Annotated in this window: 18 protein-coding genes; 16 read left to right on the forward strand and 2 right to left on the reverse strand. The window is 57.9% G+C overall.

The genetic code is table 11. The features are described from left to right. Positions 1-205: 205 nt before the first annotated feature. On the reverse strand, positions 206-904 hold the full coding sequence (locus JIN78_RS07805; RefSeq protein WP_200391395.1) for an outer membrane protein: 699 nt from the start codon (positions 902-904) through the stop codon (positions 206-208). A gap of 253 nt (positions 905-1,157) precedes the next feature. Here JIN78_RS07805 and JIN78_RS07810 point away from each other — a divergent pair, with 253 nt between their 5' ends. From JIN78_RS07810 to JIN78_RS07840, 7 genes are all read left to right on the forward strand, one after another. After that, on the forward strand, positions 1,158-2,126 hold the full coding sequence (locus JIN78_RS07810; protein ID WP_200391396.1) for a thioredoxin family protein: 969 nt from the start codon (positions 1,158-1,160) through the stop codon (positions 2,124-2,126). Positions 2,127-2,458: 332 nt separating this feature from the next. Beyond that, positions 2,459-2,842 carry a 50S ribosomal protein L7/L12 gene (rplL, locus tag JIN78_RS07815; protein WP_200391397.1) on the forward strand — a complete coding sequence of 128 codons (384 nt, stop codon included), beginning with the start codon at positions 2,459-2,461 and terminating at the stop codon, positions 2,840-2,842. A 204-nt stretch (positions 2,843-3,046) separates the two neighbouring features. After that, entirely contained in the window at positions 3,047-6,925 is a 3,879-nt protein-coding gene (rpoB, locus tag JIN78_RS07820; RefSeq protein ID WP_200391398.1) for a DNA-directed RNA polymerase subunit beta, read from the forward strand. 33 nt (positions 6,926-6,958) lie between these two features. Next, positions 6,959-11,164: a DNA-directed RNA polymerase subunit beta' gene (gene rpoC, locus JIN78_RS07825; protein ID WP_200391399.1), complete on the forward strand. Its 4,206-nt coding sequence runs from the start codon at positions 6,959-6,961 to the stop codon at positions 11,162-11,164. A gap of 133 nt (positions 11,165-11,297) precedes the next feature. Beyond that, the gene (locus tag JIN78_RS07830; RefSeq protein ID WP_200391400.1) at positions 11,298-13,223 is read left to right on the forward strand and encodes a phospho-sugar mutase; all 1,926 of its coding nucleotides are present in this window, start codon (positions 11,298-11,300) and stop codon (positions 13,221-13,223) included. A gap of 97 nt (positions 13,224-13,320) precedes the next feature. Next, complete coding sequence (locus tag JIN78_RS07835) at positions 13,321-14,682, forward strand: hypothetical protein (protein ID WP_200391401.1); 1,362 nt, start codon at positions 13,321-13,323, stop codon at positions 14,680-14,682. A 123-nt stretch (positions 14,683-14,805) separates the two neighbouring features. Next, positions 14,806-15,516 carry a hypothetical protein gene (locus tag JIN78_RS07840; protein WP_200391402.1) on the forward strand — a complete coding sequence of 237 codons (711 nt, stop codon included), beginning with the start codon at positions 14,806-14,808 and terminating at the stop codon, positions 15,514-15,516. A 12-nt stretch (positions 15,517-15,528) separates the two neighbouring features. Here the strand turns inward: JIN78_RS07840 and JIN78_RS07845 are convergent, their stop codons facing one another. Next, a complete protein-coding gene (locus JIN78_RS07845) occupies positions 15,529-16,407 on the reverse strand; it encodes a sugar phosphate isomerase/epimerase family protein (RefSeq protein ID WP_200391403.1) in 879 nt (292 codons plus the stop codon). A gap of 159 nt (positions 16,408-16,566) precedes the next feature. On the opposite strand from JIN78_RS07845, the gene JIN78_RS07850 reads away from it, so the two are divergent. The 9 genes from JIN78_RS07850 (at position 16,567) to JIN78_RS07890 (ending at position 25,978) form a co-directional block, all read left to right on the forward strand. Further along, positions 16,567-18,486, forward strand: coding sequence for a DUF1549 domain-containing protein (locus JIN78_RS07850; RefSeq protein ID WP_200391404.1), 1,920 nt, complete (start codon positions 16,567-16,569; stop codon positions 18,484-18,486). A 26-nt stretch (positions 18,487-18,512) separates the two neighbouring features. Continuing rightward, positions 18,513-19,829: a DUF1501 domain-containing protein gene (locus JIN78_RS07855; protein WP_200391405.1), complete on the forward strand. Its 1,317-nt coding sequence runs from the start codon at positions 18,513-18,515 to the stop codon at positions 19,827-19,829. A gap of 210 nt (positions 19,830-20,039) precedes the next feature. Then, positions 20,040-20,849, forward strand: coding sequence for a DUF3450 family protein (locus JIN78_RS07860; RefSeq protein WP_200391406.1), 810 nt, complete (start codon positions 20,040-20,042; stop codon positions 20,847-20,849). A gap of 42 nt (positions 20,850-20,891) precedes the next feature. Beyond that, positions 20,892-22,340 (forward strand): MotA/TolQ/ExbB proton channel family protein, encoded by a 1,449-nt coding sequence (locus JIN78_RS07865; RefSeq protein ID WP_200391407.1) that lies wholly within the window; start codon positions 20,892-20,894, stop codon positions 22,338-22,340. A gap of 11 nt (positions 22,341-22,351) precedes the next feature. Further along, positions 22,352-22,951, forward strand: a complete 600-nt coding sequence (locus JIN78_RS07870; protein ID WP_200391408.1) for a MotA/TolQ/ExbB proton channel family protein — start codon at positions 22,352-22,354, stop codon at positions 22,949-22,951. A 1-nt stretch (position 22,952) separates the two neighbouring features. Beyond that, positions 22,953-23,375 (forward strand): ExbD/TolR family protein, encoded by a 423-nt coding sequence (locus JIN78_RS07875; protein ID WP_200391409.1) that lies wholly within the window; start codon positions 22,953-22,955, stop codon positions 23,373-23,375. Continuing rightward, positions 23,375-23,788: an ExbD/TolR family protein gene (locus JIN78_RS07880; RefSeq protein WP_267907038.1), complete on the forward strand. Its 414-nt coding sequence runs from the start codon at positions 23,375-23,377 to the stop codon at positions 23,786-23,788. Before JIN78_RS07875 ends, JIN78_RS07880 begins: the two co-directional genes overlap by 1 nt. Positions 23,789-23,792: 4 nt before the next feature. Next, positions 23,793-24,464: an energy transducer TonB gene (locus JIN78_RS07885; RefSeq protein WP_200391411.1), complete on the forward strand. Its 672-nt coding sequence runs from the start codon at positions 23,793-23,795 to the stop codon at positions 24,462-24,464. After that, on the forward strand, positions 24,464-25,978 hold the full coding sequence (locus JIN78_RS07890; protein ID WP_200391412.1) for a tetratricopeptide repeat protein: 1,515 nt from the start codon (positions 24,464-24,466) through the stop codon (positions 25,976-25,978). The genes JIN78_RS07885 and JIN78_RS07890 overlap by 1 nt, the downstream gene beginning before the upstream one ends. Position 25,979: the final 1 nt, after the last annotated feature.

Consider the following 25,979-nt stretch of genomic DNA (forward strand, 5'->3'; position numbering starts at 1 on the left):
CAGAAGCCTCAACACCAACCTTGAACTCGACGAATAAATAGCCAATCTCACGCCAACGACCACCGAGAGTTTTAACGACCTGTGGGACATCCCCCGAGCTCGACAAGTTGGGGATTTCACAGAAAAAAGCTCTGGCCGGGTTAGCCAGAGCTTTTTTAGTGGGGGGGGGATGGGTTTTTGTGAGGGGGGAGGTGTTCGGGGAAAGTTAGAAGCGGAAGCGTCCGCCCAGCTCGACGAGGACGTCGTCATTTTCATCGACATCGACGGTCGTGCCACTGTCGGTGGTCACCTCATAATCGTCGATAAACATATAGCGGGCGCCCCCGAAGAGGGAAAAGTTCTCACTCAAGCGATATTCTGCTCCGGCAAAGGCTTGCGCGTAGAAGCTGGTCTCGCTGTCGTTGCCGTCCTCGTTGATTTGGCTGGGGCTATCGTTGAAATCGCCGTCGATATCAAGGAGGGCAACGCCGGCTCCGGCTCCCGCAAAGATGCTGAAGCGGTCGTTGAACATGTAGTCGACCTTATAGTTCAGGGTAATGGGGATGAAGGTGGCTTCGATGTCAGCATCTCCGGTGAAGCTATCGCCGGGGTCGAAGTTGAAGGCGTCTTCCAGATCGAGTTCGTTACCGTCATTTTCCAAATCGGAGTAACCGACCTCAAGGTAAAGAGAGTGGGTGAAGTTGTTGCTGCGGTAGAATTCCTTACCGAGATGGGCAGAGTAGAAGCCTTCCTCCGCGTCCATGAGGAAGCCGGCGCTGCCGCCAAAGAACCAGTCGAGGTCGGAATAGCTGTCGTAGACCACGGGGGTGGCGGGTTCTTGAGGCACAACCGGAGTGACGGTTTCGCCTGCCTGGAGGGAGGCGAAAGGAAGCAAAGCGGCGGTGGTCAATAGGTGTGTTTTCATTTGGATTTTCAATTCGGGTTCAGCGATTCATTCGCTGGCCCGGTTTTGAGCAATTGCTTCGCCAGTCGGTCGTAGGAAATGAAAGACTCTGACGACGAGGGGATTTCATTTTGAGAGGTGAAATGTCAGGCTGGCCGAATCGTTCAAATTGAAAGGGAGGAAGTGCAATTTGCCCGCTGATTTTGCATGGAAAGGGAAGGCGGTAGCGGAGCTGGAGGTTGTCAGGAGGAAAGAAAACCGCTAGCTTGGCGGGGTGACGTTCCGGTTTTGCCTTCTCCTCGTGCTCGGGTTTCTCTCTACCTCTTGTGGCTTGCGTTCACGCTTCCAGTCGGAGGAGGAGAAAGACAAGTTTGGAAAAATCCCCGAGGTCCCCTCCCATTTGCGCGCCGGGGGAGGAGGCACGGTGCGGACGGGGGTGACCGAGGCGGAGCAGCGGGTCCTGGAGGCGGGCGAGGATCCGGCCTTGGCGGGAGGCATCGTGGGCCTGCCGACCGAAGAGGAAATGATTTTTACCGATCCGGATGATATCGCGGCCTCGGAAAAAGCGATCGAAGGTCTTTTCGGAGTCATCAAAAAAGATTGGCAGGAAAGCCACACCGTGGCCAAGCAGCTCTCTTTGTCGGAGGGCAAGCCTTTGCTCATTCTCTTCACCAACACCCCGGGGCCACGGAGCGGGGGGAGCCCGGCCTCGGCTGGGCTGGAGCGCGAACTCTTGGCAAGACCGGACTTTTCGGAGTGGGCAGGCGAGCACTTCGTGCGTCTGCGGCTCGACTTCAACGTCAAGGATCGGAACGCGGCCGATAGGGACAAGCAGGCCCTGGCCCTGAAGAAGGAACGGTATCTTGAGTCGTTGAAATCGCGCTACAAGGTGAAAGGCTTTCCGACCATTATGGTGATTGCCACTGATGGCTCGGTGGTGATGAATGAAAGGGGCTATCGGGCCGGGACTGATGAATATGTCTGGGGACTCTTGCGGACGGCGGCGATCAATAGTGCGGAGCGCCAGCGGGTTTTCGAGGAGCGCTTGGTCAAGGACGGTTATCGACGCTGGACAGGTAAAAATGATCTGCGCCTGCTGGCTCGCCTGGCGGCCTATGACGAGGGAGAACTCCTTCTTATCGGGGCCAATGGCGAACGCTATCGCACCAAGGAAAGCCATCTCTCGAAAAAGGATCGAGCATGGATTGCCGAGCAAAAGGCCAAACGCGCTGAGAAGCGTTGAACCGGAGGGGGAAAATCGTCTGGATTGGGGTTCTGGGGCGGAGAAACTGCCTGAGGAGGAAAAATCACCGTTTTTTTGCGTTTTTTCCAAAAAAAGACTTGATCGAAGGGTGTCACTGGTGAAGACATCTCGCCCCTCGCTTTCTTAAGATGGCAGGGAGACTGGTTTTGGCGGAGAAACTAAGAGATATTTTGAGACTTTCGAACGGATGCCGTGGGTTTTCGCAGCCCGCGGTTGTGCAGGGAATGGTCCCTAGTCGGGGCTCACGGCTGTGAGAACTGAAATGGATTGGAGGCTTCCAGTCCGCGACGACACCAACCAAAAACAAAAAAATGGCTGATATTGATAGCATTGCAGAAGAATTGGGTAAGCTGACCGTCCTCGAAGCGGCTGAGCTTGTGAAGAAATTGGAAGATGAGTGGGGCGTGAGCGCTGCTGCACCGGCTGCTGCCATGATGGCAATGCCTGCAGGCGGTGGCGAAGCTGCTGCTGAAGAAGAAAAATCTGAATTCGACGTCGTTCTCGCCGAAGCAGGTGGCAACAAAATCGCAGTCATTAAGGCTGTTCGTGGCGTTGTTTCCGGTCTCGGACTTGCAGACGCGAAGAAGATGGTCGAGAGTGCTCCCGTTGCTCTCCTCGAAGGCGTCGACAAGGAAGCTGCCGAAGCTGCCAAGAAGACTCTCGAAGAGGCTGGTGCCAAAATCGAACTCAAGTAATCAACGGATTTCTTATAATCCGAGGGGGCTTCGTGCCTCCTCGGACTTTTCGGCTTCTGGTGTCAGGGATTTTTTCGAGGATTTTCCAGACGTCAGAAGCCGCACAGTCCGAAATTTTGACATAGGGAAATTTTTGTTTCCCGCCCCTATTTAACCAGCCCGCGGTTCGCTCGCGCCACCGCCCAACAAAACTAACTACCTAAGATGGAACGCCGTTACTTCGGAACAATCAAAGAGGTCATTGAACCGCCAAACCTGATCGAGGTCCAAAGCAAGTCTTACGAGGACTTCTTGCAACAAGACATTCCACCTTCGCAGCGGGCGGAGACGGGTCTGCAAGCCGTTTTTAAAGAGGTGTTCCCGATCAAGAGTTACGACGATTCCGTCGAGCTCGATTTTGTGGCTTATGACATTGAGGCGCCGAAGATGAGTTCCCTTGAGTCCCTCCGCACCGGAGAGACCTTCAGTTCCGCACTCTATGTAACTTTCAAGCTCAAGGATGAGAGCGCGACCAAAAAGGAGCGTGTCTACATGGGTGAGTTGCCCATGATGACTCGTCGCGGCACCTTCGTTATCAACGGTGCCGAGCGCGTGATTGTGGCCCAGTTGCACCGTTCTCCCGGTATTTGCTTCGAAACTTCCGTCCACCTCAACGGCAAGATTCTCCACTCCTTCCGCATCATTCCCGACCGCGGTTCTTGGTTGGAAACCCAGTTCGACACCAACGATCTGCTCTACGTCTATCTCGACCGCCGCCGCCGCCGCCGTAAATTCTTGGCGACCACTTTCCTGCGGGCGCTGGGCTATCCCACCGATCGGGATATTGTGGAAAATTTCTACAATGTGCAGACTCTGGCTCTGAGCGAGGGGATGGACGAGGACGAACTTGCTTCCAAGGTTCCCTTCGAGGATGTGCATGATGGCGAAATCGTGGTAGCCCGGGCCTACGAGCCCATGACCATCGGGGTGGTGAACCAGTTGCTCGCGTTGGGAGTGAATTCTCTGGAAGTGATCGATTCCACCGAAGACGAAATTCTTCTCAAGTCGCTGCGCAAGGATCCCGCTCACGACGAAGAGTCCGCCCTGAAGGATATTTACAAGAAGTTGCGCCCCGGCGATCCGCCTACTGCAGCCAATGCCCGTGCGCTGCTTAAGCGTCTTTTCTTCGATCCCAAGAAATACGATCTCACTCGTGTTGGTCGCTACAAGATCAACCAGAAGCTCGGTCTCCAGGTCGATCCGAACGAGCGCATCATGGTCAACGAGGACTTCCTCGCGGCGATGAAGTATCTCCTCAAGCTCAAGCGCGGGGAAGGGGTTCTCGATGATATTGACCACCTGGGTTCCCGCCGCGTGCGTGCGGTGGGCGAACTTCTCGCCAACCAATGTCGCGTGGGCTTGGCGCGCACCGAGCGTCTGGTGAAGGAGCGCATGACCTTGTTCGATGTCAACATCGAGGGCATGACTCCCCAGAAGCTCATCAACCCGAAAGCGCTCAGCGCGGTGGTGCGGGATTTCTTCGGTCGTTCCCAGCTTTCCCAGTTCATGGACCAGACCAACCCCTTGGCAGAGTTGACGCACAAGCGTCGTCTCTCGGCACTGGGACCGGGTGGTCTGAACCGCGACCGGGCGGGCTTTGAGGTGCGCGACGTGCACCCCTCCCACTACGGTCGGATTTGCCCCATTGAAACTCCGGAAGGTCCCAACATTGGTCTCATCAACTCGATGTGCACCTACGCCCGGATCAATGAGTTCGGCTTCATCGAGACTCCTTACCGTCAGGTGAAGGATGGCAAAGTGACCAAGAACATCGAGTATTTGACCGCCGACCAGGAGGAAGGCTTCCTCATTGCGCAGGCCAACAACCCCATTGAAGAAGATGGGAGCTTCGTGCATGAGCGCATCACTGCCCGTGAGCGCGGTGAATTCCTGGAAGTCACTCCCGATACAGTGCAATATATGGACGTTTCTCCCAAGCAGCTGGTATCGGTGGCAGCGGGAATGATTCCTTTCCTGGAGCACGATGACGCCAACCGGGCCTTGATGGGCTCGAACATGCAGCGCCAGGGGGTTCCGCTTCTCGTTTCCGAGTCTCCCTTCGTGGGCACCGGTTTGGAAGGCAAGGCTGCCCGCGACTCCCGTGCCGTCATCGTGGCGGAAGGCGATGGCGTCGTGGCTGCGGCAACGGCGGAATTTATCGTCACCACCAAGGACGGCGAGCTGCCCATTTCCGACGAGAAATTCCTCAGTTCTCCCGAGGTTCTCAAGACAGTGCCGGACAAAGGCATCTTCGTCTATCCCTTGCGCAAGTTCATGCGCTCGAACTCCGGTTCTTGCATCAACCAGAAGCCGCTCGCCCGTCGTGGCGACAAGGTGAAGGTGGGGGACGTCCTGGCGGATGGACCCAACACCGAGGATGGCGAATTGGCCCTTGGTCGTAACGTGCTGGTGGCCTTCATGCCTTGGAATGGTTATAACTTCGAGGATGCCATCGTGATTTCCGAGCGCATTGTGAAGGATGATGTCTACACCTCCATTCACATCAGTGAGTTCGATGTCGCGGCCCGGGACACCAAGTTGGGACCGGAAGAAATCACGCGCGATATTCCCAATGTGGGTGAAGAAGCGCTCAGAAACCTCGATCATGATGGCATTGTGCGCGTCGGGGCGGAGGTTCATCCCGGCGACATCCTCGTGGGCAAGATAACACCCAAGAGCGAAACCGAGTTGGCTCCCGAAGAGCGTCTTTTGCGCGCCATTTTCGGTGAAAAAGCGGCCGATGTGAAGGACACTTCTTTGCGGGTTCCTTCCGGCACCATTGGTATCGTGCAGGAAATCCGCATGTCCTCCCATGGCGTGGCCCGTGCCCGCAACGAGGAGGTCAACTCCGCCGAGGCCAAGAAGCAACTCAAGAAGATCAACGACGATTACAAGAAGAAGAAGGACAAGCTGACCGACGACCTGACCGAGAAGCTTTCCGACATTCTTTTGGGCGAGAAGATTCCTCTCGACGTGGTCAATGCCCAGACTGGGGAAATCATCATCCCGGCCAACCGCAAGATCACCAAGACCCTTCTTCGCAAGCTGGCCAGTGCCCACGATCACATCGAAATCGATCCCAGCCCGATCCGGAACAAGATTCTCGAGATCATCTCTGGATTCGAGAGTCGCTTCGGTGAGCTCGATTCCGATCGTGAGCGCCGTCTCGACCAGATCGAGAGTGGTGACGAGGTCGATCCCGGCGTGATTAAGGAAGTGAAGGTCTTTGTCGCCAAGAAGCGCAAGCTCTCGGTGGGTGACAAGATGGCGGGTCGTCACGGAAACAAAGGGGTGGTGGCCATCATCGTCCCTGAGGCCGACATGCCCTTCCTTTCGGACGGAACTCCGGTCGATATCTGCCTCAACCCGCTCGGGGTGCCTTCGCGGATGAACGTGGGACAGGTTTTGGAAACCCACCTCGGAGTGGCGGCCAAGGCTCTCGGCTTCAAAGTCGCGACTCCTATTTTCGACGGTATTAAAGAGGAGAAAATCTGGGACTACCTGAGCGAAGCGAAAAAGGTGGATGGCTATCACTGGATTGGTGATGGCAAGGATGGCACCGTCGCTGGTAAGAGCACGCTCTATGATGGCCGCACCGGTGAGCCCATTCACCAGCCGGTCGTGGTGGGGCAGATTTACATGCTTAAGCTCGGCCACCTCATTGCCGACAAGATCCACGCTCGGGCGGTCGGACCTTACTCGCTCGTTACGCAGCAGCCCCTGGGTGGTAAAGCCCAATACGGTGGCCAGCGTTTCGGGGAAATGGAGGTCTGGGCTCTCGAAGCCTATGGCGCGGCCTACACCCTGCAGGAGCTTCTGACGGTGAAGTCCGACGACGTGCAGGGCCGGACCCGAATCTATGAGTCCATCGTGAAAGGGGATAACACCCTGGAAGCGGGAACTCCTGAATCTTTCAACGTATTGATCAAGGAAATGCAATCTCTCGGCCTCGATGTGAAGCCTGGTCGCGGATTGGCTGCAAAAGAAGCTGGCGAAGGGGTGGGACTCTCCGACGACTTCTCCTTGGACGATCTCACCATCTAACCCCCGAACGAAACCTAATACGAATTCCTATTTATGAGCGTTGAAACCAATTTGCGTGACCTTTACGGGGTGGATGAGAAGCCGGAGGCTTTCGATCACGTCGCCATCACCGTTGCCCATCCCGAGACCATTCGGAGCTGGAGTCATGGCGAGGTCAAGAACCCCGAGACGATCAATTACCGGACTTTCAAGCCCGAGAAGGGCGGTCTTTTCTGTGAGCGAATCTTTGGTCCCACCCGGGACTGGGAGTGTGCCTGTGGCAAATACAAGCGCATCAAGCACAAGGGTGTGATTTGCGACCGTTGTGGGGTGGAAGTGACCCTGAGCCGCGTCCGTCGCGAGCGCATGGGCCACATCGAGTTGGCCGTGCCGGTGAGCCACATCTGGTTCTACAAGTGCATGCCCAGCCGCATCGGTCTCGTCCTGGATATGGCCGCCCGTCAGCTCGAGCGCGTGATTTACTACGAGGACTACATGGTCATCGATCCGGGCAAAACCCCGCTCGAACTCGGTCAGCTTTTGACTGAGACCGAGTTGCGCGATGCTGAGGATGACTACGGTGAGGACAACTTCCGGGCCGCGATGGGAGCGGAAGCTCTCCAAGAAGCTCTCAAGCAGGTGGATTTGCCCGCTTTGATTGCGGACCTGGAAGAGCAAATGGAGGCCACGCGCTCCAAGCAGAATCGGAAGAAGCTCGCCAAGCGTCTCAAGCTGGCCCAGGGCTTCCACGAGTCCAATACGCGTCCCGAGTGGATGGTCATGAATGTCCTGCCGGTCATTCCGCCTGATCTTCGTCCTCTCGTGCCTTTGGAAGGGGGCCGCTTTGCCACTTCCGACCTCAATGACCTTTACCGTCGCGTCATCAACCGGAACAACCGTCTCCGCAACCTTCTGCAGTTGAAGACTCCCGAGGTCATCATCCGCAACGAGAAGCGCATGTTGCAGGAAGCGGTGGATGCCTTGTTCGACAATGGTCGGCATGGTCGTGCGGTGACCGGGGCGGGCAACCGTCCTCTCAAGTCGCTCTCCGATATGCTGAAGGGCAAGGGCGGTCGCTTCCGCCAGAACCTTCTCGGGAAGCGGGTGGACTACTCCGGTCGTTCCGTGATCGTGATTGGTCCCGAGCTCAAGCTGCACCAGTGCGGTCTGCCGAAGAAGATGGCTCTTACCTTGTTCGAGCCCTTCATCATTCGCCGTCTCAAGGAGTTGGGCTACTGCCACACCGTGCGTTCGGCCAAGAAGATGATCGATCGCAAGACCACCGAGGTTTGGGATATTCTCGCCGAGGTGACCAAGGGGCATCCGGTCCTCTTGAACCGGGCTCCCACTCTGCACCGTCTTTCCATCCAGGCCTTTGAGCCGGTCCTGATCGAGGGCTCGGCCATTCGTTTGCACGCATTGACTTGTTCGGCTTACAACGCCGACTTCGATGGCGACCAGATGGCGGTGCACGTGCCTCTTTCGGTGGAAGCACAGATGGAGGCCCGTCAGCTCATGCTGGCGCCCAACAACCTCTTCTCGCCCGCCAGTGGCCAACCCATTGCGACTCCTTCTCAGGACATCATTCTGGGAATTTACTACCTCACTTACGTTCGTTCGGCGGTCAAGCCGAGCAGCGAGGAGTCCCTGCCGTCCTTCTCGGACACCAACGAGGTGGAATACGCCATTTCCCAGCGCGGAGTGACTTATCACCAGTGGATCCGTCTGCGGAACCCCAACTATGGGCAGGACACCATCATGGGGGACAAAGAGTCCCGTCACATCATCACTACTCCTGGCCGCGTGCGGTTCAACGAAATCTGGCCCAAAAGCCTTGGTTTCGTGAATGAGACCGTGGGCAAGAAGCAGATTGGTAACATCATCTGGCGTTGTTTCCAGGCTGCTGGCCGCAGTGCCACCGTGGCCTCTCTCGACTTGCTCAAGGAGCTCGGCTTCAAGGAAGCTTCTCGTTCCGGTATCTCCATCGGCATCATCGACATGGTGGTTCCGGAGGAGAAGAAGGTCGAGGTCGACAAGGCTTACGCCGAAATCGAGACCGTGACCAAGCACTACCGCAATGGTATCATCACCAATGGGGAACGTTACCAGAAAGTGGTCGACATCTGGACCCGGGCGACGGACCAGATTGCGAGTGCTCTTTACCGCAAGATCGAGTTCAATGAAGGCCGCACCCTCGCCAACCCTCTCTTCATGATGGTGGATTCCGGGGCCCGGGGTAACAAGAACCAGATCAAGCAGCTGTCCGGGATGCGCGGCCTCATGGCCAAACCTTCCGGTGAGATTATCGAACGCCCCATCACCTCGAACTTCCGCGAAGGTCTTTCGGTATTGGAGTTCTTCATTTCCACGCACGGTGCGCGGAAGGGTCTCGCTGATACCGCTCTGAAGACTGCGGACTCCGGTTACATGACCCGGAAGCTTGTCGATGTTTCCCAGGACGTCATCGTCACCGAGGAAGATTGCGGCACCGTCAACGGTCTCAGCCTCCACACCATCTACAGTGGTGATGAGGAGTCGACTTCGCTGGCCACCCGCATCTATGGTCGGGTTTCTCTGGAGAAAGTGACTGATCCGGTCACCAAGGAAGTCATTCTGAAGCCCGGTCAACTCATCGACGAGAAGACCGCCAACCGCGTGGAGACCGTTGGTCTGGAGCAACTCAAGGTGCGCTCGGCTCTTACTTGCGAAGCAGACCGTGGTTGCTGTGTGAAGTGCTACGGCCTGAATCTTGCGACCAATGCCATGGCCAAAATTGGGGAAGCGGTCGGGATTATCGCCGCCCAGTCCATTGGCGAGCCGGGAACCCAGCTCACCATGCGGACTTTCCACTCCGGTGGGGTGGCCTTTGGTGCTTCCAAGCAGCCCTTCATCGCAGCCAAGAACAACGGCTTCATCGCCTACATCGACCTCCGGGTGGTGGAAGATGTCGATGGCAACTTCGTCGTTCTCAACAAGAACGGAAAAGTTTCCATTCGCGACAAGGACGGCCTCGAGCTGGAGTCCCACAAGGTGGTCATCGGCTCCATCATTCAGGCTGCCGAAGGCTCCGAGGTCAAAAAAGGTTCCCAGATTCTGACTTGGGATCCGCACTCCGTGCCGATTATTGCTGAGAAGCCCGGTAAGGTGGAGTTCCGCGACATGATCGTGGGCATCACCGTGCAGACCGAGACCGACAAGGAAACTGGCAAGAAGGGGATGACTGTCACCGAGCACAAGGAAGACCTTCACCCACAGGTGGTGATTGTGGATCCGAAGAGCAAGGAAGTGCTCGCCGCCTACTCCATTCCCGTCGGCGCCCACCTTTCGGTTAAGGAAGGCCAGAAAGTGGCTGGGGGAACGCAAGTGGCCCGGACTCCGCGGAAAGTGGCCAAGACCAAGGACATTACCGGTGGTCTTCCCCGGGTGGCCGAGCTCTTCGAGAGCCGTCGTCCGAAAGACGCCTGCGTCATCGCCAAAATCGACGGTGAAGTCTCCTTCGGCGGCACCGTGCGCGGGAAGAAGAAGGTCATCGTCACCGACGTGGAAAGCGGCGAGTCCGTCGACCACCTCGTGCCCATGGGGCGCCAGATCATCGTCACCGAGGGAGATATTCTCAAGCGCGGGGACCAAATCACGGAGGGTCCGGTGGCTCCCGAGGATCTCCTCGAAGCCTGCGGCACCCAGGCTCTGCAAGAGCACTTGGTCTCCGAGGTGCAGTCTGTTTACCGTGCCCAAGGGGTGGAGATTAATGACAAGCACATCGAGGTCGTGATTCGCCAGATGTTGCGCAAAGTCCGCATCACCGAGCCCGGTGACTCCGACTTCCTCTGGGGTGACCAGGTGGAGCGGGTGACCTTCAAGAAAGTGAACGAGCAACTCGCCGAGCAAGGTGGTAAGCCTGCTGAAGCGGAGCCCGTCCTGCTGGGGATCACCAAAGCGTCCTTGGAAACCGAGTCCTTCATTTCGGCAGCCTCCTTCCAGGACACCACCCGCGTGCTCACTGAAGCGGCGACCATGGGTAAGATTGACCGACTGACCGGATTCAAGGAAAACGTCATCATGGGTCACCTCATCCCGGCGGGCACCGGCTTCCAAAGCCACCGCTCGGTGGACATCGAGTTCACGGTGGAAGAGCCGGCTCCCCTTCCCAAGGCGAAGCCCGAGGGAGAAGGGGAAGAAGGCGAAGCTCCCGCTGGCGAACAAGCGGCTGACGAGCCGGAAGCTGATTCCACTCCCGAAGAGGTCAAGGAAAGCGCCTGAGCCTTTTCGTCATTCTTTTAGTGAAGAATCCGGTTCCTGCGAAGGGACCGGATTTTTTTTTTGAATGGGAAAGCAGCCTTGGCGGGCTTCGTCATCGACAAAAAGTGGCATCCCGCTAGCCTCAACGGCGTTTATGAGCGATTGGAAAACAGCGTTGGAAGAGGCGGTGAAAGAAGGAAAGGTTCTCGCCAGTTCACAGGACAATATCACCAGCTACTTGCGGGGCGCGGGCGATGGGGTGGCGGAAGCTGCGGTGGCCGAATTGGTCGCGCAAGGGCAATGGGAAGAGCTCAATGATCGCTTTTATCAGACCCTGGCCTTTGGGACCGGGGGCTTGCGGGGGCGCACCATCGGCAAGGTGGTGACCGCCGCCGAGCAGGGAGCGGGGGGACCTCTCGACCGTCCCGAGCATCCTTGCCAAGGGACTGCGACAATGAATTATCACAATGTCGGTCGGGCCATGCAGGGCTTCATCCGCTACGTGAAGGCCAACAGCAGTGAGGACAAGCCTCGCTTCGTGATCGGTCATGATACCCGCCACTTTTCCCGCGATTACGCGGAATATTGTGCCAAGCTCTGTGCGGATCTGGGCTGTGATGCCTACCTCTTCGAAGGTCCTCGGGCCACTCCGCAGATTTCCTATCAGATTCGCAAAATCAATGCTGCCGGGGGGGTGATTCTTACCGCCAGTCACAATCCTTCCCACGACAATGGCTTCAAGGCTTACCTCGACGACGGGGGGCAAATTGTCGAGCCCGCCGCGAGTGGAATCATTGGCGAGGTCAATGCCTTGGAAAGTGCGGCTTATGAAGCTCTGCCCGCGGATCAGCAAGGCAAGGTCACTGTTCTGGGAGCGGAGGCGGATGAGGTCTATATGCAGGAGACCCAGACTCTTCTCCTGCAACCCGAGCTTTTGGATGGCCGCTCGGCCAAAGTGGTCTTTACCAGCATTCACGGCACGGGCGGACACATCACCATTCCTTTGCTGAAGAAGCTTGGCTTCGAGGTGCTCACCGTGCCGGAGCAGGAAGTCCCCGATGGCCGTTTCCCCACCGTCAAGTCGCCCAATCCTGAGAATGCGGAAGCGCTGCAAATGGCGATCGATTTGGCCAAGAAGGAAGGGGCTGATGCCGTCATTGGCACCGATCCGGATTGCGACCGTATGGGAGTGGCCGTGCGCAATGCGGCCGGTGAGATGGAGCTGCTGACCGGAAACCAAATCGGCTCCCTGATGGCCTGGTATCGCATCAAAACGATGTTCGAGAAGGGCTGGCTCACCGAATCCAACCGGAGCCGTGCCGTCCTGATTAAGACTCTCGTCACCAGCACTCTGCAAGACACCATTGCCCACCAGAACGGTATTTCGGTGGTCAACACCCTGACCGGATTCAAGTGGATCGCGGCCAAGCTGCGCAAATATGAAGAGGCGATTCCCAAGGACAAGGTGACCGACTATCGCTCTCTCAGTGAGGAGGAGAGCCGCAAGCTGCGCTTGGAATACTCTAAGTTCTTTGTCTTTGGGGGCGAGGAAAGCTACGGCTATCTCGGCGCGGATTTCGTGCACGACAAGGACGGCAATGGGGCGGTGGTCATGTTCGCCGAACTGGTGGCCTATGCTGCGAGCAAGGGAGTCAAGGTCACCGACCTGCTGGACGAGGTCTATCAGGAATACGGCGTTCATCTCGAGATCGGGAAGTCCATCTACATGGAAGGGGCGGAGGGAGCGGCCAAGATCGCCAAATTGGCGAAGAGCTATTCCGAGAATCCGCCCACGGAAGTGGCTGGCGTGCCGGTGGTCAAGGTGCGGGATTTCAATACCGACACTATTTTTGACGAAGAAGGGGATGAGATTCCCGCGCAGGCCATGATCATCGTCGAGCTGGAGGATGGCCGGGTCTTCGCGGTGCGGCCCAGTGGCACCGAGCCCAAAATCAAGTATTACCTCTTTGGCAAGGATGCGCCCCAGCCAGCGGATTTGGCGGCTAGCAAGGTGGGCGTGCGGGAGTCGCTCGAGGCCATGTGGTCGGCTCTCGAGGCTGATATCGAGACCCGGATTTGAGCCGCGAGTGTTTTTTCTTTGAGTGCAGAGGCGGGCGATCCCCGTCTCTGCATTTTTTTTGCAACTTTTTCCGCGCCCGGCGGTTCAAGGGCCAGATATGAACAACTCTCTCATTGCAGTAGGTGTGGGTGGGCTTCTCTTAGGGGGAGTGGGCGGCTATGTGATTTCCGGGGGCGCCAGTTCGGGGGACAGCGACAATGGTGCTGCCGCCGCGACAAAGACCGAGCGGGCCCGGGTGGTGGCGGTCGAGACTTCCACCAGCCGGGATGTGATCCGGAAGATTACCGACATTCACGCTGTTCCCAGCCAATCCGAGCGAGTGCAGCTGATGCTGGATTTCTATGGTAATCTCGATCCGGCTGAATTTGCGGCCGAGGCCGAGCGTTTGGACGAATTGCCTTTTTCCGAGCGCATGTTGGCTTCTTATCTTCTCTTTTCCCAATGGGCGGAAGTGGATCCGCTGGGTGCCTTGGCCTTTTCCGAGGGAATGGGCCGGGAAGGATTTTTTGCCCGTCCCGCGATTTTGGCGGGTTGGGCTTCCAATGATCCACAGGCCGCAGCCCAATATCTGGCCGAAAATGGACAGGAGTTCCAGATGATGGGCGGACGCCGTGGTGGCGGGGCGGCGGGCACGATCGCCACCGAGTGGGCCCGTCAGGACCCGGAAGCTGCCATGGCTTGGGCCAAGACGCTGGAGGGGCGTGAGTCCAATGGCGCGGTGGAAAATATCATTCGCGAGGTGGCCTTGAAGGATCCGGCTGCGGCCCTCACCATGGCCAATGGTCTGGACGGCGAAGCCAAGGATGCTGCCTATGCCTCCCTCGCAGATGAGTGGGCGAAGCAAGACTGGGATGCGATGGAAAGCTGGGCCCGGGGCCTGCCTGCGGAGCAGATGGCCTCCGTGCTTGCCGAAGGGGTGCAGGGGCTTGCCGAGCGCGATGCCGAGATGGCGGCGGAAAAATGGAAGTTGCTGCCCGAGGGCGAGCAGCGCGACCGCATTCTTGACGATGTGATCGAGCCTTGGGCCAATGAAAACCCGGAAGAGGCGATGAGCTATCTCCTCGCCAATGGGAGTCCGGAAGCCCAGGCCGATGCCATGCGCGAGGCCATGGCTCCCTTGGCCCGCAACAATCCCGAGCAGGCCCTGGCTGTGATTGGCACCCTGCCGGACAACGAAGTGCGCGATCGTGCGGTGCAGACTTATGTCTTCTCCGCGCAAGATGCCGATCCCGAGCAAACCATCAATCTGGCGGCCAGTATCGGCGACGAGCGCGATCGGATGCGAGCTGTCGGTGGGGCCGCGATCAATTATCTGCGGGCGGATCAAGAAGCGGCGACCAGTTTTCTCCAATCCAGTGGAATTGTGGATCAAGAGTTCGTGGAGGGTCTCATTGAGCGGGCCCAAGGCGGTGGCGGCGATCGCGGCTGGGGGGGTGGCCCTCCCCGCCGGGGCCGCTAAGGGGCTCATCTTGCCAGCTGGTTTTTTCGCGACAGCTTCCCCCGGACGATGGGGGAGGCTGTTTTTTTCGAGGGGCTTGAATTTTCCCGTTTTTCCCGCCGTTGAATGGCGGTAGAGTGTGATATGAACGCAAAGATTTCTCTTCTCGTCCACTTGCTTGTTCCGTTGCTGGCTCTGGCGGAGGACCGTTCTTCCGTGCGCCGATCTCTCATCGATAGCGATCCGGAGGTCGTGTATGTGGCGGACTTGTTTCCAGAAGGGGAGGAGGTCGAATTGACCGTGGCGTCCCCCGCCCATGTCTACGCCACCAAAACTGGAGGACGCAAATTGGGGGTGCTTACCGAGGGAAAGGTCAAGCTGATTGGATTTGATAACCGGGCCTGCAAGGTGCAGGGGCAGGGGCGCATCGGCTGGGTCAAGCCCTCACTCCTGCGAGCCCGGGAGGGCAATGTGCAGGAGCTCATGAAGGAGGTCTATGCCCGCGAGATGGAAGTGCGCGCGCTTATCGACAAGGGCGAGATCGCACTCGGCATGACTCGCGACGAGGTTTGCCGGGTGATGGGCGAGCCGACGAAAAAGACCCTGCGCCGGAGCAAAGAGGGGGTCAGCGGAACTCTGGAATTTGCCGAATATGAGGAGGTGAAGCACTATCAGCCCGTTGTCGATCCGTATACCGGAGCGGTCTATCGTCGCTACACCCACACCACCCAAGAGGAAAAATCCAAAGTGGTGGTTGAATTTGAGAACGGAGTGGCCACGGTGATTGAGGAAAATGAGCAGCAAAAAGGCGGAGACGTCAAAGTCGTGCTCCGCCCTGTCGTTTGGGTCTGGTGAGGAGAGAATTCCTCAGCCCTGGTAGTCTTCGCGCACTTTTTCGAGGAGAGCCTTGGTCAGCTTGATGCCTTCGTCTTCGGAGTGCTTCCCGCCTTCGTATTCGACTCCCACATAGCCCCGGTATTTGGCATCGAGAACGATTTTCATCGCCTTTTGGAAGTCGGTCTGCACTTCGTTGCCCGCCTCATCAAACTCCCGGGATTTGGCCGAGACACCTTTGGCGAAAGGCATGAGATCGCGGATGCCCTGATAACGGTCGTAGCCGTGGAAATTGCCGAAGTCGGGCAAAGAGCCGCAGTTGGGAAGATTGACCGCACTGAGCACCCCGGAGAGCCATTCGCCATTCGAGGAATTTCCCCCGTGATTTTCCACGATCACGTTGATGTCGTGATCGGCGGCGAAGGTGGCGAGCTTGTGAAGGCCGTCCGTGACTTGTTTGGCGGCTTCCTCGGGACTTCCGTCGCCATAGGCATTCACGCGGATGGAGTGGCAGCCGAGAGTTTTGGCCGCCGTGACCCAGCGCTTGTGCTGATCCACGGTCTTGTTGCGCCCTTCTTCGGTTTTCGCTCCGATGTGGCCTTCGCCATCGATCATGATGAGGACATTGCTCATGCCCAGGTCGCTGACCCGCTTGTTGAGTTCAGCGAGGTAGCTTTCGTCTTCGGCCTTATCCTTGAAGAATTGATTGACGTATTCGAGAGCATGAATGTCGTAGGTCTTCCGGGTGTATTCCGGCCATTCCAGATTGCTGATTTTGCCTGCTTTGAGCATGCGGTGGTTGGACCACTGGGCGAGCGAGATTTTGAAGAGAGGCTCGCTCTCTTCCTGGCCGAAGAGGTGGGGGACCAAGGCAGTCGCGGTGGCGGTAGCTAGAAAATGACGTCGATTCATAAGTCTGAGCCAGACTAAACGTCCGAAGCGGGTTCTTTCGAACGAAAAAAAGTCATTTTCTGAACAAATTGCGGCGAAGTTTACTGTTAATCGCAAAGATTTCGCGAGCCTTTGCCATTTTTTCTAAACTTTACTCGTGTGGCACGTAAGTTGTGGATGATGAAACCCTCATTTCTATTGGGCAGTTTGTGCGCCCTCGTGCTTTTGCCCTGCCAGCTGGTGGCTCAGGGCCTGAGCTCCAAACCGAAAATCGATGACGAGTTCCTGCAGAAATCTGCGCTCATGGTGGACCGACATGTGGCCAATCTTTATAAGGCCAAGAAGTTGGCCGTTCCCGGGGTGGTCGACGATGCCACTTTTCTGCGGCGCAGCTTCCTCGTGGCCGCAGGGCGGATTCCCAATTTGGATGAGGCACGCGCCTTCTTGGAAATTGAGGATGAAAGCAAGCGCGATGCCTTGGTCGGCTATCTGATGAATTCCGATGGTTATCGCAGCCACATGACCAATTGGGTTCTCGATATTTTGCGGGCTCAAGAGAGTTTTGACGAGGGGCGGGTTTCCAGTTCCCCCTACTTGGAATACATTCACAAGTCGGTGGCGGAGAACAAGCCGTGGGACGAGATGGCTCAAGATTTACTGGCGTCCAAAGGCTCGCTTTGGTCGGAGGGCAATGGTGCGGTTGGCTACTTCATCCGAGACAAGGGCATGGAGCTGGACAATTTGGCCAATACTATGCGCATTTTCACTGGAACCCGGATGGAATGCGCCCAGTGCCATGATGATCCCTTCGGGGAGTATGAGCGCATGGACTTTTACCACTTGGCCGCCTTCGTGGCCGATCAGCATGAAGTCAACAGTGGTCCGTGGGACCAAGTCTGGCGCCAAGTGCGGGATGCTAAGGAAGAACGCTCGGATTTCGGGCGCCTGGTGGATTGGCTGGGCGACAACATTCACTACCCGACCCTGGGTGGGGGTGGCCGCGGGCGGATTCCGTTGCCCAGTGATTATCAATACCGGGATGGGGACCCGGGAGAAATGATTGGAGGCAAGACGCCCTTTGGTGATCGGGTGCGCACCTCGGACCGCCGGGACGAGGGCGATGCCCGCGAGACTTTCGCCGAGTGGATTTCCAGCCCCGATAATCCGCGCTTCAATGCCACTATCGTCAACCGGATGTGGCATCGGGTCATGGGTCGCGGGATTTGGGAGCCCGTGGACGAGTTCAAGGATGTGGAAGACACCGTCTCTCCCGCTCTGGTGAAGGATCTCGTGCGCCTGATGAAGGACATCCAGTATGATTTGAAGACCTTCCAGCACATTTTGTTGCTGACGAAGACTTTCCAGTTCGAGGCAAATCCAGAGGCCTTTGATGCGGGTGTGCCGCAATCCTTTAACGGGCGCCAGCTCGAGCGGATGACTGCCGAGCAGGTCTGGGATTCCCTGGTCACTCTCGTAAAGGGCAATCCCGACGACCTGCCCAAGCGCGAATTTGGCAATGTGGTGCGCTACAACGATCAGTCGGTTTTGGTGGGGGAGATGACCATGGAGAGCCTGACGGCTGACCTGCTCGCCATCCGGTCGGCGGAGGAATACCGGTCCTACGTGGAGGATCTGCTGCAGAAAATTAAATACAAGGGAGGGGGCGAAGGTAAAATGGCCTCCATGGAAATGATGCGGGGCAGCACGCGCCCTGGACCGGCCAGCGGACTGGCGCGCGCCTCCGAGTTACCCTCGCCAGCTCCCAATAATCATTTCCTGCGCCAGTTTGGGCAGTCGGATCGCATCTTGCTCGATTCCGGCACCAATGAAGCCAACATGGCTCAAGTCTTGTCCATTATGAACGGGCACGTGGAGAGCATGGTGGTGAGCAATTCCAATGCCGCCCTCTACAAAGCGCTGGAAGCCGGAAGTTCGGACCGCGACAAGGTCCGCTACCTCTACTATGCCATTCTCGGCCGGTCCCCCTCGGATGAGGAAATGAAGCTCCTTATGCGCGATGTCATCGACGGATCGCAAGAAAGTTACCGCAACTTGGCCTCGGCACTCTTGTCGACGCACGAGTTTTTGTTCGTTCAGTAAAACTAATTTGAGAAGGAAAGAAGACTATGAAGCACAATGACTTTAATAAGGCCGACGAGCTTGGCCGCCGCCAGTTTATGATCAATGCCGCCCGCTCTTATCTGGGCGTGACGGTGGCTCCCATGCTGGGGGCGACTTTGGCCACTCCGGCCTTCGCGCAAGCAGCCAAAGGACGGGCCAAACCGGCCGAGCATGTGATCTTCCTCAACATGGCAGGTGGGATGAGCCATCTTGATACCTTTGACTTGAAGCCTGGCAAAGATGTCCAAGGCCCGGTGGAAGGAATCTCGACCAAGGGCGAGTTCGCGCTCTCGCAATACCTCCCCAAAATGGCGGGGGTGGCCGACAAGATGTGCGTGATCAATTCCATGACCTCGCAACAGGGGGCCCACGAGCAGGGGCAATACATGTTGCACAGCTCCTATTCGCAACGGGGCACCATCACCCACCCTTCCATTGGTTCCTGGGTGGTGCGGCTCAAGGGGCGCAAGAATGCCACCCTGCCGGGTTTTGTTTCCGTCGGAGGAAGTCCTCGCATCGCCAGCTCCGGCTTCATGGGCGCGGAATACGCGGGGGTTCCTCTCGGCCGGGCCAACGAGGGCCTGAAAGATTCCAAGAGGGCTCACACCGTGAGCGAAGAAGACTTCGACAAGCGCTTGGCCATTGCCGATGCCCTCAATAAAAAATTCCACGAGAAATACAATGTCCCACAGGTGAAGGCTTACGAAAGCCTTTACGATGAGGCGGTCAAGCTGATGAAAAGTGCCGATTTGGAGGCTTTTGACATCAATCGCGAGTCCGGCCAGCTGCGGGAGGAATACGGATCAAACAACTTTGGACAGGGATGTTTGCTCGCCCGTCGATTGGTCGAAACGGGAGTCCGTTTCGTCGAAGTCACTCTCGGCGGCTGGGATACCCACTACGACAACTTCACTGCGGTGGAAGCGCGCGCCAATGTGCTCGACCAAGGATTTACGGCTTTGATCAAAGACCTCAGCAACAAAGGTCTTCTCGATTCCACCCTTGTAGTCATCGCGACCGAGTTCGGTCGCTCTCCCAACATCGTTACCGAGCACAACAATGGTCGGGACCACCACCCGGCTTGCTTCAGCACGGTTGTCGCGGGGGGAGGGGTCAAAGGCGGAACCACTTACGGAAAATCGGATAAAAATGGCAACCGGCCCGACGAGAATCCGGTGACCCTGCAGGATCTGAACGCCACCATCGGTTATGCCCTCGGACTTGACCACTCGCAGGTCATTTACTCGCCCAGCGGACGTCCCTTCCGCATGGGCGGTCCCGATGAAAGCCTGGGTTCCCCGGTGACCTCGATTTTTGCCTGAGATCGGATTGACTTTCCTGGACATGTGAAAAAAAGGGCGGCTCGTGAGAGTCGCCCTTTTTTTTGGAGGTCGAGGCCCCGATCGCCAAGCGGGGTGACTTCATTTTTCGTCAGGTGGAGGTTTTCTTCGGAGGGAAGTCCGCTTTTGTGACTAAATCGTCACCTGAGCGCGATTGTGACTTGCCTCGCTCTTCCCTATTTCCGCCGCTCAATGCACACCATCTTTCCATCCGGCATGGCTCTCACCCTCTTGCTGGCGGGCATTCTACCCGCCGCCGCGCAATCGGTGGCGGAGCAACATGTGGAACTGCGGGCGGTCATTTCCCAATGGATGGGGACCGTGGAGAAGACTCACGAATTGGAGTCGGATTGGACGACCCGGCAACAGGAGCTGAAGAATTCCATCGAGGGCATGGAGGTGATGCTGCAGCAGGCCGAAGCCGACATTGCCAAAATGGAAGCTCGCCTGGCACTGGCGGATGAGTCTTCCCAAGAAAAGCTGGCCCAGCAGAAAGAATTCAACGAGGCCCGCGAAGCCCTCCGCGCCGGTCTTCCCGCTGTCGAGGCCGCGGTGGCCCAGGTGGTCCCTTTGTTGCCGGAGTTTTATGTCAGTGGTGAGAGTGGCTCGCCCAAGCTGAAGGCAGCCATTGAATCGTTGGCCGAGCACCGCACCGCCGAGCCGGATGAGAAGGAGAAGCTGGGATTGAATTCCCGCATCCAGCCCTTGGTCCATATTCTCACCGAGGGCGAGCGCTTCCACAGCAAGCTGTGGGCGGTCAGCCATCCCCTGCGGGTGGGCGAGGTGGAGAAACAAATGAACGTGCTCTATTTCGGTCTCGCAGTGGCCTACGCGGTGGATGATGCGGCTGAAGTGGCTCTCGTGGGCCGGAGCTCTGACGAGGGCTGGACCTTCGCGAAACTCAGTGGGGAAGGCCTTCCCGAGCGCGTGCAGGCCCTTTACCAGGCTGCCGATCAATCTGGCGAATCCCAAATGGTGACCCTGCCTCTCACGGTCGACTGAGCAAGGCCCGCTAGTTTTCTAAATCGGCTAATTGAGAATTTCATGACCAAGTTTTCCTTCTCTCTCTTCGTTTTCACCGTCTCGGCGGGCGCTGCTCTGGGGCAGGTCTCTTCCGGGGACGCGCTCGTCAAGGCGCGGCAAAATCTGGAATCCGCTCAGCAGGGCTACCTGCGCATTGAGCAAGCCATCGCGGCGGAAGAAAGTCCCCTCGTCATCGAGGCGCAGACCTTGGAGGCGGAGCATCGTCAAAAGGAAAAAGAGCTGCGGGAGCTGACTGCGCAGGAACTACAGATTGCGGGCAAGGAAAAGCGCTTGGACGATGAGCTGGCCAGTCGGCGGGGTGAATTTGACTACACCCGCAATGTCCTCGATGGCTACACCAAAGGCTTTCTCAATCGCGTGCACCCGGCCGAAGTGCAGTTGTATCAGGATGCGATCGAAGCGGCTCGCCAAGAGGCGAGTCATGAAAAGGACCTGGCGGCGGAAATGGTAGCCCGGCTGGAAGCTCTCCAGGTGGGCGCGCAGCGGCTGCAAGAGGCTGCCGGGGGGCGTCGCTTCGTCGGTCGGGGATTGGTGGGTTCTGATTTCGTTAATGGCGACTTCGCGGTGGTGGGGCCAGTGGGCTATTTTGCGGCCAAGGGCAAGGATTTGGCCGGGTTGACAGGATTGGGTAGCAATGGGTTTCCCCAGATTTCTCTTTTTGAAGGGGAGGAGGCCGTGCAGATGCGGACTCTCGTGGAGAGCGGGTCGGGGGACCTGCCCATCGATGCCACCAATGGGAAGGCCCTGAAGGCGAAGAATGAGACCCCGAGCCTGGGTGACCGGGCTAAAGACGGAGGCGTGGTGGGCTATGCCATCTTGGCTCTCGGCGGAGTGGCCTTGCTCATCGCTCTCTTCAAGCTCATCGAGATCATCAATTTCACCATCCCTTCGCGAGCCAAGGTCAACGAGATAGTCGACGCTCTCTTGGCGAGGGAGGTGGAGAGCGCCAAAGCCCAAGCTGAGGCGATCCGGGGGCTTTCCGGCAAAATGGTGGAAGCCGGAGTGGAGAATTTTTATGGCAAGCGGAGGATTTTGGAAGATGCCCTTTTGGAGAAACTCAGTGCGGTGCAACCCCGCTTGGAGCGTTTCCTGCCTTTTCTGGCCCTCGTGGCGGCGGCGGCACCCATGATGGGGCTGCTGGGAACTGTCCTCGGCATCATGCAGACCTTCGATGCCATGGCGATTCATGGCACGGGCAATGCCCAGAACTTTTCCAAAGGGATCGGGGCCGCCCTCGTGACCACGGCGGAGGGCCTTGTGGTTGCCATTCCCATCATCATCATCCACGGCATGCTCAAGAGCTATGCCCGCTCCCGCTTTGACACCGCGCAGGGGGTGGCTTTGGCGATTTTGAACGGAACCACAGAGCTCGAAGAGAAAGAGCCCCGGGATCCGGAAAATGGTCCCGGCGGTGAGGAGGATTTCGAGGAGAAGGAAATGGCTGCGTAGGGCGAACGACGATGGGAGCGAATTTTCAGGAAGTCATCGACATTTTTCGGGAGGGCGGGCTGGTGATGGCCGCGCTCGCAGGGGTCGCGCTCTTGCTTTACATCACCTCCATCGCGGCTGTGATCTACGTGCAGAAAGGAAATCTCACCACTGCCCGGCGCGAAGAATGGGAGAGGTGGATCGCCTGTCCCGAAGAAGCGGAGGGCCGGGTGGGGGAGATCATCCGCTATGCGGTTCATGGTCCCAAGATTTCGGTGAAGCGGGTGCAGCGGCGGTTCGATGAGATGTTCGATGTTCTGGTGCGATCGATTGACCAGCGCTTGATCATCATCACCACCTTGGTGGCAGCCGCACCCATGACGGGGCTGCTGGGCACGGTGATGGGTATGCTCGCGATGTTCGACGGCCTGGGAGCCGGGGGGGGCAAGCAAGGGATGGAGATGATTTCCGAGGGCATGAAGGAGGCTCTATTCACGACCCTGACCGGGCTGGTGGTGGCCTTGCCAGGAATGTTCTTTGCCCTGGTGGTGAGGGAAAAGCGCAATCAGATCGCGACCGTGCTCAGCCAATTGCAGGCCGCCGTGGTCACCACAAAATTTAAATCTCTCTGAAATGTTACGCGATGGTCCATCCCTGGCAGGCGGCGACGAAGAGGTCAAGCCCGACCTCTCTCCCATGATCGACTGTGTTTTCATCCTGTTGATCTTCTTCATCGTCACCACTGTGTTCGTCAAAGAGCCCAAGGTGCCGGTCAATGACCCCGATGCCCAGAGTGCGGAGCGGCTGGAGAAGAACAGCATCATTTTCGCCGTCACGGCGGACAACAAGGTTTTCTATGATGGGCAGAGCATAGGCTTGGCCGGAGTGCAGCAGGTGGTCACGCCTTTGCTCCTGGAGAAGTCGGACCCAGCGGAGGCCCACGTCATCATCAAGGGCGACGCGGTCGCGCACGCCGGACTGGTGGACGACGTCGGCAAGGAGTGCCTTGAGGCCGGGGTGGTGAAGCACCGGATCACTATTTCCACTGAAAGCTGATGTTTGGAAGAGGTCGACTGGGCTCAGGCAGCGAGGAGGGTGATCCGGAACCGGATTTGTCGCCTATGATCGACTGTGTCTTTATTCTGCTCATTTTCTTCATTGTGACGGCGGTTTTCGTGGAAGAGGACGGCGTGCCCTTGCCCTTGCCGGAGGATTCGGCGGCGGTCTCTGCCGTGCAGGAAAACAGCACCGTGGTGATCACGGTGGCCCAAGACAGTTCCCTGGGCCATGATGGCAAGGCCATCGCCATGGACACGGTGGGGACGCTGGTGCGCAACGCCATTTCGCAGGACGAGGAGACGCCCATCATCATTCAGGCCCATCCGCAGGCTCCCCATGGGGTGCGCACCCGGGTCTATGATGAAGTGCGGCAGGCCGGAGGAGAGAAGGTGACCTTTACCCAAGGATAAGACGATGAGCCGACTCGCCAGCCGCCATGTTTACCAGCCGCCCAGGGGAAACCGCCCCCTGAATATCGCTGCGGCCATCGTGGGTGGCCTCGTGTTCACCTTTCTCGTCTTTTACGTGATCCCGCTGATGCAAAAATTAGAGGGGAAGAAGGAGGAAGTCACCACCACCATGGAGGCGGCCTATGTGGAAGAGGCGCCGGAAGACTTCGAGCTGGAAGAGGAGCCGCCTCCCCCGGAGGAGGAGCCCGAGCCCGAGCCTGAGCTGAACCTGGAGACCGAGCCCATGGACATCGCCGACATCCCCTTCGACCTCGGTGCCGGAGTGGGTGGTAAAATGATGCTGAACTTGAAGCCCAATTTTGAAGTGGCCGACGATCCCAATGCTCTGGGGGGAGGCGATCTGGATACCCCGCCCCGACCCACCAGCAAGCCCCCACCGCGTTACCCGGGCGAGATGCTCAAGAAGAAGCAGGGTGGCAAGGTGCTCGTGCTGGTCACCGTCGATGAGCGCGGGGTGGTCACCAATGCTTCCGTCAAAGAATCCTCCGGCTTCCAGGCCTTGGACCAGGCGGCCCTCAATGCGGCCAAGCGCTGGAAATTCAAGCCGGGAATCAAAGGCGGGCGCAAGGCGGTGATGACGGCCACCATTCCTTTCAATTTTCGGGTGAAGACATAATGAGAACGATACTTCTAGCAGCACTATTGGCGGGGCCCCTCGCCGCCGACCCCCTGCGGGTTCCCAAAGAGCAGTTTCGCAGCCCCGAGTTCCTCAAGGGCTTTGTGGGGGCGTATGGCTTTCTCTCGCCCGTGGAACCCAAGGTGGACCGGGAGGAGAACGAGTTGCTGGCCGATTTGGCGGGACTGTTTTCCGATGCCCGTTTCCGGGAGGCTGAGGCTCGCATCGTGGATTTCATCAAAAAGCGGAAAAATCCGGTGGAGGAAGGAGTCGCGCCCAAGGAGGTGAGCCCCGCGCTCATTTTCCAATTGGCCCAGCTCTATTTCATGAACGACCGCACGGAGGATGCCGAGCGGGCTTACAAGCTTGCCATCAAGGGGCATCCGGACTTCCGGCGGGCGCACAAGTATCTCGCCCTTCTCTACGCGGGACAGGATCGGGTCGCCGAGGCCCTTCCCCATCTCAAGAAGGCCATCCAGTTGGGAGAAGCGGATCAGCTGGTTTATGGCTTGCTGGGCTATGCCTACACCCAGGACAACAAACCTCTGGCGGCGGAAGCAGCTTACCGGCAGGCTTATCTCCTGAATCCCGATGAGACCCAATGGAGTTCGGGGCTGACGCTCTCGCTCTATCAGCAGGAGAAGTGGCCCGAGGCCGCCGCCATGCTGGGAGACCTTTTGGCGGTGAATCCGGAAGCGAGTGATTTCTGGAAAATGCAGGCCAATTGCTACTTGAATATGGAGCAGCCCCTGCGTGCGGCGGAGAACTTTGAGGTCATGCGCTTGAAGGACCTGGCGGACGAGAGCACCCTCAACACCTTGGGGGACATCTACACAGACCAGAAGAAGCCGGTGCTGGCCTTGGGGGCTTATCTCGCCGCGCTCGCTAAGAGCGAAAGTCTTGATGTCGAGCGAAGCCTGCGCACGGCGAACATTCTCGCTGACTACGGCGCCCCCCGGGAGGCGGCCAAATACATTACCGCCGTGCGCGAGAAAAAAGGCGGGCAGCTCACCCGCAGCCAGCAAATCAGCTTTTACCTCACCGAGGTGAAAATCGCCAAGAGTGAGGGTGACCCTCTGCAAGTGGGACGCTTGGTGCAGCAGATCCTGGAGCTGGACCCCTCCAACGGAGAAGCCTTGGTGGAAAACGGCATTTACCATGAGCAACTGGCAGAGAACGCTGCGGATGAAGAGGAAGCCATCCGCTTGATCGGTCTTGCCCGGGCCCAGTTCAAGCTGGCCATGAATAGCGCCGATGAGCAGACCCAGTATCTGGCCAACCGGAGCTTCGGGCAAATGCTGGTCCGGCAGCGCGAGTTCGTGGAAGCGATGCCCTACATCGAGCGGGCTCTGGCGCTGAAGCCCAGCGACGGGCTCTCCCGCTTTGCCAAACAGGTCTCCATCTTTGCCGAGCGCCAGAAGGAAACCCGGGCTCGGGAGGAGGCCGAGCAAGCGGCCTTGCGAGCGGAGCAGGAGAAGAAGCGGGAAGCGGAAGCAAATGACGACGAAGACTAAA

Source organism: Roseibacillus ishigakijimensis (assembly GCF_016595415.1).
GTDB lineage: Bacteria > Verrucomicrobiota > Verrucomicrobiia > Verrucomicrobiales > Akkermansiaceae > Roseibacillus > Roseibacillus ishigakijimensis.

Excerpts from the sequence above, each read along its gene's own strand:
- rplL (WP_200391397.1), top strand. The coding sequence starts at position 2,459 with ATGGCTGATATTGATAGCATTGCAGAAGAATTGGGTAAGCTGACCGTC.
- JIN78_RS07875 (WP_200391409.1), top strand. The coding sequence starts at position 22,953 with ATGTTACGCGATGGTCCATCCCTGGCAGGCGGCGACGAAGAGGTCAAG.
- rpoB (WP_200391398.1), top strand. The coding sequence starts at position 3,047 with ATGGAACGCCGTTACTTCGGAACAATCAAAGAGGTCATTGAACCGCCA.
- JIN78_RS07850 (WP_200391404.1), top strand. The coding sequence starts at position 16,567 with ATGAAACCCTCATTTCTATTGGGCAGTTTGTGCGCCCTCGTGCTTTTG.
- JIN78_RS07830 (WP_200391400.1), top strand. The coding sequence starts at position 11,298 with ATGAGCGATTGGAAAACAGCGTTGGAAGAGGCGGTGAAAGAAGGAAAG.
- JIN78_RS07865 (WP_200391407.1), top strand. The coding sequence starts at position 20,892 with ATGACCAAGTTTTCCTTCTCTCTCTTCGTTTTCACCGTCTCGGCGGGC.
- rpoC (WP_200391399.1), top strand. The coding sequence starts at position 6,959 with ATGAGCGTTGAAACCAATTTGCGTGACCTTTACGGGGTGGATGAGAAG.
- JIN78_RS07840 (WP_200391402.1), top strand. The coding sequence starts at position 14,806 with ATGAACGCAAAGATTTCTCTTCTCGTCCACTTGCTTGTTCCGTTGCTG.
- JIN78_RS07885 (WP_200391411.1), top strand. The coding sequence starts at position 23,793 with ATGAGCCGACTCGCCAGCCGCCATGTTTACCAGCCGCCCAGGGGAAAC.
- JIN78_RS07890 (WP_200391412.1), top strand. The coding sequence starts at position 24,464 with ATGAGAACGATACTTCTAGCAGCACTATTGGCGGGGCCCCTCGCCGCC.
- JIN78_RS07805 (WP_200391395.1), bottom strand. The coding sequence starts at position 904 with ATGAAAACACACCTATTGACCACCGCCGCTTTGCTTCCTTTCGCCTCC.
- JIN78_RS07880 (WP_267907038.1), top strand. The coding sequence starts at position 23,375 with ATGTTTGGAAGAGGTCGACTGGGCTCAGGCAGCGAGGAGGGTGATCCG.
- JIN78_RS07835 (WP_200391401.1), top strand. The coding sequence starts at position 13,321 with ATGAACAACTCTCTCATTGCAGTAGGTGTGGGTGGGCTTCTCTTAGGG.
- JIN78_RS07845 (WP_200391403.1), bottom strand. The coding sequence starts at position 16,407 with ATGAATCGACGTCATTTTCTAGCTACCGCCACCGCGACTGCCTTGGTC.
- JIN78_RS07855 (WP_200391405.1), top strand. The coding sequence starts at position 18,513 with ATGAAGCACAATGACTTTAATAAGGCCGACGAGCTTGGCCGCCGCCAG.
- JIN78_RS07870 (WP_200391408.1), top strand. The coding sequence starts at position 22,352 with ATGGGAGCGAATTTTCAGGAAGTCATCGACATTTTTCGGGAGGGCGGG.
- JIN78_RS07860 (WP_200391406.1), top strand. The coding sequence starts at position 20,040 with ATGCACACCATCTTTCCATCCGGCATGGCTCTCACCCTCTTGCTGGCG.